This is a genomic window from Streptomyces sp. W16 (assembly GCF_033194735.1).
Lineage (GTDB): Bacteria > Actinomycetota > Actinomycetes > Streptomycetales > Streptomycetaceae > Streptomyces.
On sequence record NZ_JAWOAI010000271.1, the window covers coordinates 1 to 13,230 of the forward strand.

Here is a 13,230-nt window from a genome sequence, read left to right on the forward strand (position 1 = left end):
CCGCGGACACCGCGAACGCGGCGAAGGTGCCTTTCCACGGCACCCATCAGGCGGGCATCCTCACCCCCACCCCGGCCGCCGCGACCTTCGTCTCCCTCGACGTGATCGCCGACAACCGTGCCGAACTGGCCGAGCTGCTGCGCACGATCACCGAACGGGCCCGCTTTCTCACCTCCGGCGGTACCCCCGCAGATCTGGGCGTCGGCGCGCCGCCCGCCGACAACGGCATCCTCGGACCGGAGGTCCCCGCCGACGCCCTCACGGTGACCGTCGGCGTGGGCGCGTCCCTCTTCGACGACCGTTACGGCCTCGCCAAGGCCAGGCCGAGCCGGCTGACCCCGATGAAGACGTTCCCGAACGACAATCTGCGCGCCGCCGAATGCCACGGTGACCTGTCGCTCCAGGTGTGCGGTGCCCGTCAGGACACGGTGCTGCACGCGCTGCGCGACATCGCCCGGCACACCCGCGGCGGCATGCAGATCAAGTGGCGTATCGACGGCTTCCAGAACACCCCGCGCCCCACCGGCGCCCAGCGCAACCTGCTCGGTTTCAAGGACGGCATCGCCAACCCGGACGTGAAGTCCGCCCGTGAGACCGACCGGCTGATCTGGGTCGGCGACGGACAGGGCGAGCCCGCCTGGGCGAGCGGCGGCAGCTACCAGGTGATCCGGATCATCCGCACGCTGGTCGAGTTCTGGGACCGCGTCTCGCTGAGCGAACAGGAGCTGATGTTCGGCCGCCGCAAGGACACCGGTGCCCCGCTGGACGGCGCCAAGGAGACGGACATCCCGCACTACGCCAAGGACCCGAAGGGCACGGCGATCCCGCTCGACGCCCATATCCGTCTCGCCAACCCGCGCACCGCGGCCACCGACACCTCGCGCATCCTGCGCCGCGGCTACAACTACGACCGGGGCGTCGACGCCGTCGGCAACCTCGACATGGGTCTGGTCTTCTGCTGCTACCAGCAGGACGTGCGGCGGCAGTTCGAGGCGACGCAGACCCGGCTGATCGACGAACCCCTGGTCGACTACATCTCCCCGACGGGCGGCGGCTATTTCTACGCGCTGCCCGGTGTGCGGGATGCCAAGGACTGGCTCGGGCGGGGTCTGATGGCCGCCTGACCAGGGATTTTCCTCTCCCTTGGGCAAGACCTGCCATGGGCTTTGCCGACCGTTACTGCGAACGAGTTGCAGGTACGGGAGGATGGCACGAGGTTGCAGTCCGCGACCGCGTACCCGGCAGAAAGACCCCTCGATGACGGCCGCCCCCGAAACCACCCCGACCCTCACCGTCACGGCCGCGACTTCGCGGCCGTCGGTCTGGTACCGCGTGCGCACGTCCATGACGCGGCAGGAGTGGACCAGGGTCGGCGGGATGGCCGGCTTCGTCCTGGCGCTGCATGTGATCGGCTGGTTCACGCTCGTGTGGATCGTCGCGCCCGGGCACTACAGCGTCGGCGAGAAGTCCTTCGGTATCGGCATGGGCGTGACCGCGTACACGCTCGGTATGCGGCACGCGTTCGACGCGGACCACATCGCGGCCATCGACAACACGACCCGCAAGCTGATGAGCGAGGGCAAGCGGCCCCTGTCGGTGGGCTTCTGGTTCTCGCTCGGCCACTCCAGCGTCGTCTTCGGTCTGACGCTCCTGCTCTCCCTCGGAGTCAAGGCACTCGCGGACCCGGTCCGCGACGACACCTCCGAACTGCACGACGTCACCGGCCTCATCGGTACGACCATCTCCGGGACCTTCCTCTACGTCATCGCCGGCATCAACCTCGTCATCCTGGCCGGCATCTGGAAGGTGTTCCGGCAGATGCGCTCGGGCGACTTCGACGAGGCCGCGCTGGAGGAGCACCTGAACAACCGGGGCTTCATGAACCGCATCCTCGGCCGCTTCATGAAGTCGATCACCAAGTCCTGGCAGATGTATCCGCTGGGCCTGCTGTTCGGTCTGGGCTTCGACACGGCGACCGAGATCGCGCTGCTGGTGCTGGCGGGTTCGGGCGCCGCGTCCGGCCTGCCCTGGTACGCGATCCTGTGCCTGCCGGTCCTGTTCGCCGCGGGCATGTCGCTGCTCGACACGATCGACGGCACGTTCATGAACTTCGCCTACGGCTGGGCCTTCTCCAAGCCGGTCCGCAAGGTCTACTACAACCTCACCATCACCGGCCTGTCCGTCGCCGTCGCCCTGATCATCGGCACGGTCGAACTGCTCGGCCTGATCGCCCAGAAGGCGGACCTGCACGGCTTCTTCTGGGACTGGATCGCGGGCCTCGACCTCAACATCATCGGCTACGTCATCGTCGGCCTGTTCGTCGCGACCTGGGTCGTGGCCATGCTGGTGTGGAAGTTCGGCCGTATCGAGGACAAGTGGACGGCGGGCCTGGCCCGGCCGGCGGAGCGGCCCGCCGAGTAGGCCGTCAGGACCGGACCCCCAACTCCTTCCGCCACTTCACGATCTGCTTCTCCGCGTCCCCGGTGTACGACCAGGGAGTTGATGTCGCCCGACGGCCCAGCATGCCCAGTACGGCCGCCGACACGTCCTTGGTCCCCGCGTAACAGGCCGCGTGGGCAAGGTAGTTGAGGTCGCGGAGTTCACCGGGCGGGATCGCGCCTTCCTCGCGGGCCGCGATCCAGCGCTGCCAGGTCCGGCGTACGTCGCTGACGGCGCCGTCGTGCGTCCAGTGCTGACCGAGGCCCACGGCTGCCTGCTGGCCCAGGGCCGAGTTGAGGGCGAAGCGGTACTCCTCGACCCGCGCGTACTGCACCAGCACCGGCAGCGCGCAGCCGGGCGGTGCCACGCCCGCCGCGTCGCGGGCGAAGTCGTACATCAGGCCGTGGCTGCCGTGCCAGCGGGAGGAGTAGTAGTGCAGGACCTGGAGGTGGCCCTCGACGCTGTACGGGTCGCGCCGGTGCAACTCGTCCCACCAGCGGGCGAGTTCCTGCCGCCGTACGCCCGCCGGGTAGAGGCGGGCGACGGAGATCAGGGAGATCCACGGCGTGGGGTCGTCCGGATAGGTCTCCGCGGCCTGGAGGCAGGCCATGACGGCCGCGTCGACGCGGTTGCGGTCGATGGGCACGCCCCGGCCCGCCGCGATGGCCAGGTTGAAGGCCCGGGCCGTCTCCGTGGCCGCCCGCAGGGTGAGCGCGTCGCCGCTGCCGGGCTCGGCGGCGAGCCATGACTCCACCGTCGAACTGCTCGCGCAGGCCTGTGCGAGCATCCGGACGCGGTGGCCGCGGGCGAGCCAGTGCGCACCGGTGTTCCGCAGCAGGTCCCGCAGACCCTGCCAGCGGCCGATGACGATGTCCTGCCGGGCCGAACTGAGGGGCGCGTCCCCGCAGTCGGGGTCGAAGTCGGGGGTGTAGCGGTCTCGCGCCATCGGGTGCCCCTCAGAAGTCCGTCGGGAGACCCTGGTGGACCCGGGACTGTTCGGGCACGAAGTCGTCGGGGACGTAGTCCGTCTCCACGGTGTGGGCGGCGTCGAGCCGCGAGGGCCGGTAGTAGTCGCTGCCCTGCCTCCAGTACCAGAGCATCGGGATCACGCCCACGGCCAGTCCGCCGATGCCGATGACGATCGCGGCGGTGCTCAGACTGCTCAGCGACTCGACGAAGATCCAGAACATGAACAGGGCGCCGAACAGCGGCCACAGCCCGCCGAAGAGGAAGTTCCCCGCCGACTTGAACAGCATCTTGCGATACGCCACGACCACCGCGAGGCCCGCCAGGCCGTAGTACACGGCGATCTGCAGGCCGATCGCCGAGATCGCGTCGGCGAGGATCTCGCCCACCGAACCGAGCGCGTTGGAGGCGATGAACATCGCCAGCGCCACCCCGCCGACCACCACGATCGCCACCCAGGGCGTGTTCCAGGTGCGGTGCACCCGGCCCAGCGCGGCCGGCATCGTACGGTCGCGGCCCATCGCGAACAGCGACCGCGTGACCTGGATGAGCGTGGTCTCCAGGGTGGCGATGGTGGACAGCATCACCGACACGATCAGCAGCTTGCCGCCCCAGCCGGGCCAGATCTCGTCGCCGAGCACGGCCAGCACGTTGGCGTCGTTGCTCTCGATCTGCCGCGAGGACAGGATGACGTTCACCGCGATGGTGAACACCTCGAAGAGCAGGAACACGATGCCGACGCCGATCAGGCCCGCGAGTCCGGTCGTACGACGGCTGTTGCGGGTCTCCTCGCTGAGATTGCTGGTGACGTCCCAGCCCCAGTAGTAGAAGGCGGCGATGAGCGCGCCCGACGCGAAGCCGGACACCCCGTCGAAGTGACTGAAGCCCAGCCAGGACCAGTCGAAGACGCGGGCGTTGTCGGTGTGCACGAGGGCGAACACCGCGAACAGCGCCAGGATCCCCAGCTCCACACCGGACATGACGAGCTGGGCCCGGACCGTGAGGCGGGCGCCGCCGAGGACCACGAGCAGCATGATCACGAACCAGGCGGCGCCGACGACGGTCGACAACGCGGTGTTGTCCGCGAGGCTTTGATCGAAGAGGGACAGGGTCATCGATCCGGCGGGCAGTGACCCGGCGACCATGAAGATGGTCGCGGAGATCACCAGCGCCCAGCCGCTGATGAAGCCCAGGAAGGGATGCAGGGTGCGCCCGACCCAGGAGTAACTGGCGCCCGCGTTCACGTCGATACGGCCGAGATAGCTGAAGGCCAGCGCGATGCCCAGCATGGGTATCGCGCAGTAGAGGAGGGCCGCCGGACTGGCCAGCCCCACCGCGCCGACCAGGACCGCGGTGGTCGCGGCCAGCGAGTACGCCGGGGCGCTGCCCGCCACGGCCATCACCACGGTGTCAAACGTGCCGAGGGCGTTGGCCTGCAGCCCTCTGCCCCTGTTGTTGCTCATGGATGCGCTGCTTTCCGTCTTGCACGACGTGCGGAGTTGAGCGGACCGGCCCCGGATCCGGAGAGGGGTGGCCTCGGGTCGGTGACCGGTCGGAACAACAGATAGGGAATGGCGGATACCGCTTAACCGCTGCGTCGGCGGACGGTCACACCGTGTGTGGGTGTGATGATAGCCGTACCTCTTGACCTTTCAAGATTGACCAGCGAGTAATCTCCTGTGAACGGTCAGTCGCCGAGTCGGTCGATCTGCCGCAGTTTGTTCGTGGCGTCGAGGGCGGCGACCTTGTAGGACTCGGCCAGCGTCGGGTAGTTGAAGACCGCGTCCACGAGATAGTCGACCGTTCCGCCGCACCCCATGACCGACTGGCCGATGTGAATGAGCTCCGTCGCGCCGGTGCCGAAGCAGTGCACGCCGAGCAGGGTGCGGTCGGTGGGGGAGACCAGCAGCTTCAGCATGCCGTGCGAGTCGCCGATGATCTGGCCGCGCGCGAGTTCGCGGTAGCGGGAGATACCGACCTCGAACGGCACGCACTCCTCGGTGAGTTGGTCCTCGGTCTTCCCGATGAAGCTGATCTCCGGAATGGTGTAGATGCCGATCGGCTGACGGTCGTCGATCCGGTGCACCGGCTCACCACAGGCGTGGTACGCGGCCGTACGGCCCTGCTCCATCGAGGTCGCCGCGAGCGCCGGGAAGCCGATGACGTCCCCGACGGCGTAGATGTGCGGCACCGTGGTGCGGAAGTTCTCGTCGACGTCGATCCGGCCGCGCCGGTCGGCGGACAACCCGGCCTTGTCCAGGTCGAGTTCGTCGGTCAGGCCCTGCCGTCCCGCGGAGTACATCACGGCGTCGGCCGGGATCTTCTTGCCGCTCTCCAGGACGGTCAGCGTGCCGTTGGTGTGCCGCTCGACGGCGGCCACGGTCTCCCCGAAGCGGAAGGTCACGGCGAGGTCCCGCAGGTGATACTTGAGCGACTCGATGACCTCCAGGTCGCAGAAGTCGAGCATGCCGGCGCGCTTCTCCACCACGGTGATCTTGCTGCCGAGCGCGGCGAACATGGAGGCGTACTCCATGCCGATGACACCGGCCCCGACGATGACCATGGACCGGGGGACCTTGGGCAGGTCCAGGACGTTGTCCGAGTCCATGATGGTCTGCCCGTCGAACTCGACGGTGTCCGGCCGCGCGGGACGCGTACCGGTGGCGATGACGATGTTCTCCGCGGTCAACAGCCGCTCGTGACCGGTGACTTCGGTCAGGGCGATGGTGTGCGGGTCGACGAAGCGGCCAGTGCCGGCGAACAGGGAGACCTGGTTGCGGGACAACTGGTTGCGGATGACGTCCACTTCACGGCTGACCACGTGCTGCGTCCGCGCGGTGAGGTCGCCGACGGTGATGTCGTCCTTCAGGCGATAACTCTGCCCGTACAGATCGCGCTGGGTGAGGCCGGTGAGGTACAGCACCGCCTCGCGCAGGGTTTTGGAGGGGATGGTTCCGGTGTGGATGGAGACGCCGCCGACCATGTTCGGGCGGTCGACGACGGCGACCCGGCGGCCGAGCTTGGCCGCGGCGATGGCGGCCTTCTGGCCACCCGGTCCTGAACCGATGACAAGCATGTCGAAGTCGGGCACCTCCGGAGTCTGTCAGCCGGAGCGCCTTCTCCGAAAGGGTGAACGGGTAACCAGGTGCCGGCGAGACGGCCAATCGGTAGCCGGAATGCCCACGCGAGGGCTAGGGAAGCAGCTTGTCCAGCGCCGCCGCCCCCTCCACCTCGATCTTCCGCCGGGCCCACTCCAGGTTCTTCGGAGTGATGTCCCGGCCGGCCGCCAGGACCACGTCCTCCGGGGTCACCTCGGTACCGGTGCGGGTGTGCAGCAGGGCGTCCGGGGTGGCGCGATCCTCGGGCTGTGCTGTCGACATGGTGCCTCCTCGCCTGAGACCGGGTGAGTGCCGTGGGTCCCACTCCCACGATTCCTCGCCCGACCCCAGTGTGCATCCGGAAGAGTGGCCGAACGAGAACGTGAACCTAAGCTTGGAACCGGCCCGCGCGGGCCCGAACCAGGGAGGCTGCCGCGATGGTCGAGACCCCGCCCCACCAGGACACCCCCACCGGACCCGGATATCTGCCCATCGCCGAGCACGGACTGATCGGCGATCTGCGGAGCGTGGCCCTGGTGGGCACCAACGGCACGATCGACTGGTACTGCTGCCCGTCCTTCGACGCCCCCAGCGTCTTCGCCGCGATCCTCGACGCGGAGCGCGGCGGCTCCTTCGAGCTCGCCGCGGCCGTGCCCGCCCGCACCAAGCAGTTCTACTTCCCCGACACCAACGTCCTGATCACCCGGTTCTTCACCGAGGACGGCGTCGGCGAGGTCCAGGACTTCATGCCGGTGACCGGGGAGTCGGACGAGTCGGCCCGGCACCGCCTGATCCGCCGCGTGGTGTGCGTGCGCGGCTCGGTCCCGTTCCGGATCAAGGTCGCGCCCAGGTTCGACTACGGCGCCAGCCCGCACACCGCGCGGATGCTCGGTGACGTGGCCCTCTTCGAGTCCGCCGAGAAATCCCTCGCACTGACCGCCACCGTCCCCCTGGAGTGCGACGAGGTCGACGTATGGGCCGACTTCAAACTCGACGAGGGCGAGTCGGAGGTGTTCGCCCTCGACCAGGTCGACGGCGAGGTCACGCCCCGGAACTGCGCACGCACGGAGGCCGAGGACGAGTTCAACACGACCGTCGCCTACTGGCGGCGCTGGCTCTCCCAGTCCCGCTACCGGGGCCGCTGGCGCGAGATGGTCCACCGCTCCGCCCTCACCCTCAAGCTGCTCACCTACGCCCCCACCGGCGCGATCGTCGCCGCCCCCACCACCAGCCTCCCCGAACAGCTCGGCGGCGAGCGCAACTGGGACTACCGCTACGTCTGGATCCGCGACGCCGCCTTCTGCGTCTACGCGCTGCTGCGCCTCGGCTTCACCGGCGAGGCCAAGGCGTTCATGAACTTCGTGAGCCGCTACATCAGCCCCGGTGACGGCAACCCCTCCGGCCCGCTGCAGATCATGTACGGCATCGACGGCCGCACCGAACTCACCGAACGCGAACTCCCCCACCTCGAAGGCCACCAGAAATCCGCCCCGGTCCGCGTCGGCAACGCCGCCGCCGACCAGCTCCAACTCGACATCTACGGCGCCCTGATCGACTCCATCTACCTCTACGACAAATGGGCCGAGCCCATCTCCAGCGCCCAGTGGGACGACGTGTGCGCCCTGGTCGACTGGGTCTGCGTCAACTGGGACCAGCCCGACGAGGGCGTCTGGGAGACCCGCGGCGGCCGCAAGAACTTCCTCTACTCACGCCTGATGTGCTGGGTGGCGATCGAGCGTGCGATCCGCCTCGCCAACCGCCGCGGCCTGCCCGCCAACCTGCCGTACTGGGGCGGCTGCCGCGACACCATCTACCGCCGCATCATGGACCGCGGCTGGTCCGAGACCCGCCAGGCATTCGTCCAGTACGAGGGCAGCGACGTGCTCGACGCCGCGCTGCTGATGATGCCGCTGGCGAAGTTCATCGCGCCCACCGACCCCAAGTGGCTCTCCACACTGGACGCGTTGACCGAGGAACTGGTCTCCGACTCCCTCGTCTACCGCTACAACCCGCAGGCCAGCCCCGACGGACTGCGCGGCGACGAGGGCACGTTCTCCATCTGCTCCTTCTGGTACGTCGAGGCCCTGGTCCGGGCCGGCCGCGTCGACGAGGCCCGCCTCGCCTTCGAGAAGATGCTCACCTACGCCAACCATCTCGGCCTGTACGCCGAGGAGATCGGCCGCACCGGCGAGCAACAGGGCAACTTCCCCCAGGCGTTCACCCATCTCGCCCTGATCAGCGCCGCGTTCAACCTGGACCGGGCCCTGGGCTGATCCGGCTGCGTTCGTCTGGGGCGCGCAACAATCGTCACCGAGGTGTCACAGCACACCGAGGCACCACAACTCCCGCGTCATGTCTCGTGTCGAACCCGTTGACCGCAACAGATTTGACCCACGGGGGAACACATCATGACGAACGTGTCACGCAAGAAGGTCTCCGCCGCAGTCGCGTCCGCGACCTTCCTGCTCCTGGCCGGCGCCGGCATCGTCGCCGCACCGGCCAGCTACGCGGGCGTCCCGGGCGGCACCAGCGCCGTCGACCGCAACAGCGACTTCAACGGGGACGGCTACGACGACGTCCTGATCGGCGCCCCGTCGGGCACCGTCGACGGCAAGGAGGGCGCCGGATACGTCACCGTGCAGTACGGCGCCCCGAACGGCATCGCCACCAACAACACCGTCCCCAAGGGCCGGGCGGCCGTCATCAGCCAGTCCACGCCCGGCGTCCCCGGCACCTCGGAGACCTACGACTCCTTCGGCCAGGCGATCGCCACCGGTGACGTGGACGGCGACGGCTACGACGACGCGATCGTCGGCGCACCCGGCGAGGACGAGGGCACCGTCGAGGACGCGGGCCGCGTCACCGTCCTCTACGGCTCCAAGGCGGGCCTCGGCGCCGAGATGAACGACTCCTTCACCTCCGCCGAGCCCGCCGCCGGCGCCCGGTTCGGCCAGTCCGTGGCGGCGGCCCGCTTCACCGGGGCGACCGACACCGACGAGATGGCCGTACTCGACGACAACGGCGCCCAGATCTTCACCTACCACACCGGCATCCTGCACACGATGGGCGCCCTGAACACGACCACCCACCCCGGCGGCCACCGCCTCCAGCCCGCCTACCTCACCACCGGCGACTACGACCGCAACGGCTTCGCCGACCTAGTCATCTCCGGGTACAGCCCCGACGACGACTACCAGCAGGGCTGGTCGGCCCTCTACGCGGGCGGCGAAACCTCGCTGACGTACCGTCAGGACCTCAACGGCGGCCTCGGCACCGCCTCCGGCGACATCAACCACGACGGCTACGACGACCTGGTGCTCGGCCAGCGCAGTAGCGCCGACGACAAGGCCGAGGGTGACGACGGCGGCAAGATCGGTGTCTACTACGGCAGTTCGGAAGGCCCCGCCAGTCCCGCGGACTGGTGGTCGCAGAACTCCCCGGGCGTGCCCGGCACTTCGGAGCACGGCGACGCCTGGGGCAACGACCTGTCCGTCGGCGACGTGGACGGCGACGGCTACGCGGACGTGGCCGTCGGAGCGCCCGGCGAGGACATCGGCACCGTCCAGGACGCGGGCGCGGTATGGCTGTTGCGCGGTTCGCGCGACGGTGTGACCGCGACCGGCGCCCAGTCCTTCGACCAGAACACCGCGAACATCCCCGGCACCGCCGAGGCCGACGACGCCTGGGGCTCCCAGGTCCGCCTCGCCGACACGAACCGGGACGGCCGCGCCGAACTCGTCGCCTCCGCACCGGGCGAGAACTCCGGTGACGGCTATGTGTGGTTGCTGCCCGCCGGCCCCAACGGCCTGCTCGCGGACGGCTCTTCGCTGTACGGCGCGGCGGACCTGGGCGGCGCGGCGAAGGCGGCCCGGTTCGGGGCGGCGATCGACGAGTAGGGGTCGTGGTGGCGCCCGCAGTCGGTGCGGGCGCCGCGTGCGGCCTGGTTGGATGTGCGCATGGTGGTAGCACTGGTGGTCCTCGTGCTGGGCGGCTTCGTCACCGACCGGATCACGCGCAGGCTGCGACTGCGCCGGGCCGTGACGTCCGGACGAGGACCCGTCTGCATGCTGAAGTGGCCCGGGCGGGACGGCCGTTGGCGACCTGGACGGCTCGCAAAGGACGCGGACGGTCTGTTGACATGGACGCCCGCGCCGCGCGGAACCGAGGTTGCCCTGCCGGCCGAGCTGCGCCGCACCGGGACACGCGAACCCACCTGGTGGCGCGAGGCGCTGGCGGTCAACCCCTCGTCCCGGATCCTGGAGTACGACGCGGCGGGTGAGCCGTTGCTCATCGCCGTCTTCGTGAACGATTTCGACGTAATGGCGCCGATTCTCGGCGAAGTCTAGGACTCACAGCGCCTGTTCGGCCCAGATGACCTTGCCCGCCGGGGTGTAGCGGGTGCCCCAGCGTTCGGAGAGCTGGGCCACCAGGAACAGGCCCCGGCCGCCCTCGTCCGTCATCGCCGCGTACCTCAGATGCGGCGATGTGGTGCTGCCGTCGTAGACCTCGCAGATCAGGGTGCGGTCGCGCAGCAGGCGGACGCGGACGGGGTCGTTGCCGTAGCGGATCGCGTTGGTGACCAGTTCGCTGAGGATGAGTTCGGTGGTGAACGTCAGCTCGTCCAGGCCCCAGTGGGTCAGTTGGCGGGTGACCGAGGCGCGCATGTCGGAGACGGCGGCGGGGTCGGACGGTATCCGCCATTCGGCGATCCGGTCGGCGCCGAGGGCGCGGGTGCGGGCGACGATCAGGGCGATGTCGTCGCTCGGCCGTACCGACAACTCCGAGTCGAGGACGGCCCGGCAGGTGTCCTCGGGCGAGTCGCCGGCCCGGGTGAGTGCCGTGCGCAGCATCTCCAGGCCCACGTCGATGTCCCGTTCCCGGTCCTCGACCAGCCCGTCCGTGTAGAGGACCAGCCGGCTGCCCTCGGCGAGCTTCAACTCGGCGGTCTCGAAAGGGAGTCCGCCGAGGCCGAGCGGTGGTCCGGCGGGGACGTCGGGGAACTCGACGGTGCCGTCCGGGCTGATCAGCGCCGGGGGTGGATGGCCGGCGCGGGCGACGGTGCAGCGCAGGGTCACCGGGTCGTAGATGGCGTACAGGCAGGTCGCGCCGGTGACCGGGGCGCCGCTGTCCTCCGTCGTCTCGTCCTGGTCGATCCGGCCGACCAACTCGTCCAGCAGACCGAGGAGTTCGTCCGGAGGCAGGTCCAGCGCGGAGAAGTTGAGGACCGCGGTGCGCAGCCGTCCCATGGTGGCCGCCGCGTGCAGGCCGTGGCCGACGACATCGCCCACGACCAGCGCGACCCGGGCGCCGGACAGGGGCAGGACGTCGAACCAGTCGCCGCCGACCCCGGCCTTCGCCGGCAGATAGCGGTAGGCGACGTCGAGCGCGGTCTGCTCGGGGAGGCGGCGGGGCAGCAGGCTGCGCTGGAGGGTCACCGCCATGCCGTGCTCGCGGGTGTAGCGGCGGGAGTTGTCGATGGACACGGCGGCGCGGGCGACGAGCTCCTCGGCGAGGGCCAGCTCCTCGGTGTCGAAGGGCTCGGGCTTGTCGGAGCGCCAGAAGTTGACCACGCCCAGGATCAGGGCCCCGGCCCGCAGCGGCACGGTGATCAGTGAGTGGATGCCGTACTCCACGACCTGCGCGGTGCGCTCCGGATCCTGGGTGAGCCAGCCTGGGGCCTGGCCGAGCCGGGGTTCGACGACGGCGTCGCCGGTGTCGAGGCTGCGTGCCTGCGGGGCGGACTCCACGAACTGGATCTGCTTGCCGACCGGGTACAGCGGCGCGTCGTCCCGGACCCCGCTGTACGCCGTGCGCCGCAGCTCGGTCCCGGGCTGGGGTTCCTCGCCGCTCAGGACGGCGTCGTAGAGGTCGACCGTGACGAAGTCCGCGAAGCGGGGGACGGCCAGTTCGGCGAGTTCCTCGGCGGTGCGGGTGACGTCCAGGCTGGTGCCGATGCCCACTCCGGCGTCGTAGAGCATGTTGAGGCGTTCGCGGGCGACCTCGGCGCGGCCGGAGAGGGCGCGCAGTTCGGTGGAGTCGCGCAGCGTGGTGACGCTGCCGGGCGGGCCGCCCTCCAGGTCGGTGGGGCGCTGGTTGACGGCGAGGAGCCGGCCGCCGACCCGGTTCACCTCGTCCGTCGCGACCCGCGCGGAGGCGAGCAGCGCGGTCATGTCGGCGTCGAGCCCGAGGTCGAGGACCAGGCGTCCCTCGCCGTTCTCGGGGAGGTCGAGCAGCTGGCGTGCCTCGTCGTTGGCGAGCAGCAGCCGGCCCTCGCCGCTGACGATGATCACGCCCTCGCGCACGGCGTGCAGCACCGCGTCGTGGTGCTCGTACATCCGGGTCATCTCGTGCGGGCCCAGGCCATGGGTCTGGTGCTGGAGGCGTCTGGTGACCAGGGCCGTGCCGCCGAGGGCGAGGGCGAGCGCCACACCCGCGGCGATCAGCAGGAGCGGCAGCTGCTGGTCGGCGGCACCGCCGACGTTCGCCTTCGTCACCCCGGCCGACACCAGCCCGACAACCTTGCCGCCGGGGCCGTCGATCGGCACCACGGCCTGTACCAGCGGCCCGATGGTGCCGGTGATCTCCTCGGTGACGACGTGCCCGGCCAGCGCGGGCGCGATGTCCCCGACGAACTTCTTGCCGATGCGGTCCGGCTTGGGGTGGGTGTAGCGGATCCCGTCGGTGTTCATCACGACGATGAAGTCGACCTTGGACGCCTTGCGGGCGG

At 69.7% G+C, this 13,230-nt stretch carries 10 protein-coding genes; 5 read left to right on the forward strand and 5 right to left on the reverse strand.

The genetic code is table 11. The features are described 5' to 3' along the window. The coding region (efeB, locus tag R6V09_RS30540) for an iron uptake transporter deferrochelatase/peroxidase subunit (protein WP_317884683.1) at positions 1-1,124 on the forward strand (1,124 nt) is incomplete at its 5' end. A 133-nt stretch (positions 1,125-1,257) separates the two neighbouring features. Beyond that, positions 1,258-2,421: a HoxN/HupN/NixA family nickel/cobalt transporter gene (locus R6V09_RS30545; protein ID WP_317884684.1), complete on the forward strand. Its 1,164-nt coding sequence runs from the start codon at positions 1,258-1,260 to the stop codon at positions 2,419-2,421. 4 nt (positions 2,422-2,425) lie between these two features. Here the strand turns inward: R6V09_RS30545 and R6V09_RS30550 are convergent, their stop codons facing one another. The 4 genes from R6V09_RS30550 to R6V09_RS30565 all read right to left on the reverse strand — a co-directional run bounded on the left by R6V09_RS30550 (position 2,426) and on the right by R6V09_RS30565 (position 6,785). Then, the gene (locus tag R6V09_RS30550) at positions 2,426-3,385 is read right to left on the reverse strand and encodes a hypothetical protein (RefSeq protein ID WP_317884685.1); all 960 of its coding nucleotides are present in this window, start codon (positions 3,383-3,385) and stop codon (positions 2,426-2,428) included. 10 nt (positions 3,386-3,395) lie between these two features. Next, the gene (locus R6V09_RS30555) at positions 3,396-4,868 is read right to left on the reverse strand and encodes an APC family permease (protein WP_317884686.1); all 1,473 of its coding nucleotides are present in this window, start codon (positions 4,866-4,868) and stop codon (positions 3,396-3,398) included. Positions 4,869-5,092: 224 nt separating this feature from the next. Next, positions 5,093-6,496, reverse strand: coding sequence for a Si-specific NAD(P)(+) transhydrogenase (gene sthA / locus R6V09_RS30560; RefSeq protein WP_317884687.1), 1,404 nt, complete (start codon positions 6,494-6,496; stop codon positions 5,093-5,095). 100 nt (positions 6,497-6,596) lie between these two features. Then, positions 6,597-6,785 carry a hypothetical protein gene (locus tag R6V09_RS30565; protein ID WP_317884688.1) on the reverse strand — a complete coding sequence of 63 codons (189 nt, stop codon included), beginning with the start codon at positions 6,783-6,785 and terminating at the stop codon, positions 6,597-6,599. Between the two features lie 155 nt (positions 6,786-6,940). Between R6V09_RS30565 and R6V09_RS30570 the strand changes: the two genes are divergently transcribed. The 3 genes from R6V09_RS30570 to R6V09_RS30580 all read left to right on the forward strand — a co-directional run bounded on the left by R6V09_RS30570 (position 6,941) and on the right by R6V09_RS30580 (position 10,849). Then, a complete protein-coding gene (locus tag R6V09_RS30570; protein ID WP_317884689.1) occupies positions 6,941-8,776 on the forward strand; it encodes a glycoside hydrolase family 15 protein in 1,836 nt (611 codons plus the stop codon). A gap of 135 nt (positions 8,777-8,911) precedes the next feature. Next, positions 8,912-10,399 carry an esterase gene (locus tag R6V09_RS30575; protein WP_317884690.1) on the forward strand — a complete coding sequence of 496 codons (1,488 nt, stop codon included), beginning with the start codon at positions 8,912-8,914 and terminating at the stop codon, positions 10,397-10,399. Positions 10,400-10,459: 60 nt separating this feature from the next. Next, on the forward strand, positions 10,460-10,849 hold the full coding sequence (locus R6V09_RS30580; protein WP_317884691.1) for a DUF350 domain-containing protein: 390 nt from the start codon (positions 10,460-10,462) through the stop codon (positions 10,847-10,849). A gap of 3 nt (positions 10,850-10,852) precedes the next feature. Here R6V09_RS30580 and R6V09_RS30585 read toward each other — a convergent pair. Beyond that, the coding region (locus R6V09_RS30585; RefSeq protein ID WP_317884692.1) for a SpoIIE family protein phosphatase at positions 10,853-13,230 on the reverse strand (2,378 nt) is incomplete at its 5' end.